The sequence below is a fragment of the Polaromonas sp. genome (assembly GCF_031411155.1).
Taxonomy (GTDB): Bacteria; Pseudomonadota; Gammaproteobacteria; order Burkholderiales; family Burkholderiaceae_C; genus Polaromonas.
This window is the reverse complement of the sequence record NZ_JANOAL010000315.1, coordinates 1-2,979: the sequence shown is the minus strand read 5'-3', so window position 1 is coordinate 2,979 and position 2,979 is coordinate 1. Positions and strand designations below refer to the sequence as shown.

At 59.8% G+C, this 2,979-nt stretch carries 2 protein-coding genes and 1 pseudogene; all 3 read right to left on the bottom strand.

The features are described 5' to 3' along the window. Nucleotides 1–357, bottom strand: a pseudogene (locus tag RMO23_RS18520) (hypothetical protein); the annotation flags it as partial. A 98-nt stretch (nt 358–455) separates the two neighbouring features. After that, nucleotides 456–1,586 carry a spermidine/putrescine ABC transporter substrate-binding protein gene (locus RMO23_RS18515; RefSeq protein WP_309684366.1) on the bottom strand — a complete coding sequence of 377 codons (1,131 nt, stop codon included), beginning with the start codon at nt 1,584–1,586 and terminating at the stop codon, nt 456–458. Nucleotides 1,587–1,676: 90 nt separating this feature from the next. Continuing rightward, nucleotides 1,677–2,888, bottom strand: coding sequence for a M24 family metallopeptidase (locus RMO23_RS18510; RefSeq protein ID WP_309684369.1), 1,212 nt, complete (start codon nt 2,886–2,888; stop codon nt 1,677–1,679). Nucleotides 2,889–2,979 lie beyond the last annotated feature (91 nt).

Genomic DNA, 2,979 nt, shown 5'->3' with positions numbered 1-2,979 from the left:
GGCCCGCACAAGGTAGGAGGTAAAAAATGGCACAACGAGCAGCATGACCGCGATGCCGCGGGCGCGCTCGGACAGATGGAAGGTGATGCTGTAGGCCGCTGGCAACGCGAGCAGCGAGGCCAGAAAGGCCGCACCGAGCGCGAGCTGCCACGTATAGCCGTAGGCGGACCAGAAGGTATCGCGGGTCATCATCGTGACCCAGTTCTTGAAGGTGAAGTCCGGTTCGAGCCGAAAGTTCTGCACCGACCAGAATGAGATGACGACCAGGAACAGCAATGGCAGCGCGAAGAACGCCAACTGCCATAGTAATGGTGGACCGATCAACGGCCAGCGCCGCTGATTTACTTGCTTTGTCATTGCTTTTGCTCCTGCACAATGGGTGCCGATGGCGGCGATGGGTTCACTCTCAATTGCGCACTGGCGGCCACTTGCTCAGCCGCCCGCGCGCAAAGTGATCAGGTCCGCATCTTGTAGCTAGACCAGAAGTCGTTCCAGTCTTCGATCGGCTGCTGGCGAGGCAACTCACGGAAGCGGATCTTGCCCGAACGGATGTCGTCGAGGCAGCTATGTCCGGTCAGCACCATGCCCTGCCGCTTGGCTTCGGCTGGGTCGGCGGCATTGAGCATTACCCAGCCCTTCTTGTTCGGAATCATCGCCGGGTAGGCGGCCATGCGCGCTGAGGCGAGCTGTCCCTTGGCTGAAGTGATGTACTGGATGAACTTTTTTGCCAGCTCCTGGCTCTTGCTGGCCTTGCCGATGGAAAATGATTCAGTCCATTGCAGGCCGCCCTCGTCTGGCACCACCGAATCTACCTTGGCACCGGATTTTTTCAGCACGCCGGTGATCCAGTCGCCGATACCGCACACCAATTGGAGCTGGCCACTCTTCAACCCGCCGAACGTGCCACCGTAGTCGAAGAATCCGGCGACCTGCGGACGCAAGGTCTTGACGGTGTCCTTCAGCTTCGAGAACTGCGCTGCGCTAAGGTCAAATGGGCTCTTGTTGCCATTGAGCAGACTGATCTGGCCCATGCTGGGCAGATACCAATCAAAGTGACCAACCTTGCCCTTGTAGGCCGGGTCCCAGAACACCTTGTACGACCGTGCCTTTTTCTCCGACACCGCGTCGGTGTTGTAGGCCACGCCGAGGAAGCCGAAGCGCGTCAACACCGCATAGAGGTCATTACCCTGCCAGTGACCGGGGAACTTCTGGAATTCGGGAAAGAAGTCGTCGAATGCGTAGTCTTTCGGGTTGAGCTTTTCGACGTAGCCGGCTTTTTGCAGTTGCGGCACGTACTCCGCGTCGGAGAGAATGAGATCGTAGGTTCCCACGGGCGACTGCGAGATCAGGGCGAGCATGTTGTCGCCGCCGGTGTAGTACTTCGGCTTGATCTTGCAATTGTTCTGCGCCTCGAATTCGGCCACGATGTCTGGCTCGCCGTGCCCATACCAGGCAAGCATATTCAGCGTAGTCGGCGTCTGCGCGCGCGCAGTTCCTCCAATGAAGAAGCTGGCCGGCACGGCGGCGGCACCTGTGGTCTTCAGGAAGTTCCGTCGGTTGAATCCAGCGCTGTTGTCAATACTCATGATATTGTCTCCTTGTGTAATTTTGCCGCCTGAACTTCGGCATGTGCCAAGCCGGATAGGCGGCGAATTGAAACCCGGCCTGGCGCTCCATCAAGCCTTGATGATGTTGTGCTCGGGACCGTAAGGGAAGGCGGTGAGGTTGCGGTTGCCGTCCTTGGTGATCACCAGGATGTCGTGCTCGCGGTAGCCACCAGCGCCCGGCATGCCCTCGGGCAGCATGAGCATCGGCTCCATCGAGATCACCATGTCGGGCTCCAGGATGGTGTCGATGTCTTCGCGCAACTCCAGCCCGGCTTCGCGGCCGTAGTAGTGGCTCAAGGTGCCAAACGAGTGGCCGTAGCCGAAGGTGCGGTATTTCAGCAGGTCGTGCTCGGCGAAGATCTTGTTGAGCTCAAGGGCGATGTCGCTGCACTTGGCGCCCGGCACCAGCAGCTTCTTGCCTTCGTCGTGCACCTTGCAGTTGATCTCCCACAGCCGCAAATGCGCGTCGGAGGCGTGGTCCAGGAACAGCGTGCGCTCCAGGGCCGTGTAGTAGCCCGAGATCATCGAGAAGCAGTTCAGGCTCAGGATGTCGCCCTTTTGCACCTTGCGCGTGGTGACGGGGTTATGGGCACCATCGGTGTTGATGCCGGACTGGAACCAGGTCCAGGTGTCCATCAGTTCGGTATGCGGGTAGCGTTTGGCGATCTCGCGCACCATGGCCTGCGTGGAGGCCAGCGCGACCTCGTGCTCGGGCACGCCTTCCTTGACGGCCGCCACCAGCGCCGCGCCGCCGATGTCGCAGACCTGCGCGCCGTTGGCGATGAACTCGATTTCCTCGGCCGTCTTGATCATGCGCATCTTCATGCAGGCGGCGGCGATGTCGACAAACTCCACATTGGGCAGCGCCGCCTTGAGCATCTCCAGGCGCTCGATCGGCAGGTGGTCGAACTCGATACCGACGCGTCCCTTGTTGGGGATGCAGGCCTGCACGGCGCGGAAATAGTTGCCGCGCTGCCAGTCGGTGTAGGTCAGCATGTCGTCGGCAACGCCTTTGCGCCAGGGCTGGGCGCCGTCGATGTTGGCGGCGATGACCGTGGTCTTGTCGTGGGTCACGGCCAGGCCGTAGAAGCGTCCGAACGAGCAGTACAGGAAGTCGCTGTAGAAGTTGATGTTGTGGTAGGAGGTGAACAACACGGCGTCGATGTTGTTCTCGCCCATGTGCTTGCGAACCTTGGCCATGCGGCCGGCGTATTCTTTCGCCGAGAAGGTGTTCTGGACTTTTTCGCCGTTGCGCAGGCGGATCAGGTCGGGCATGTTCATCATTTCAGTGGGCTCCATGGGTGGTTGATCGATGGAGCAAACTTTAGAGAGCTTCACCCTCGCCGGAATCACAGTTGCGACATTGAATATC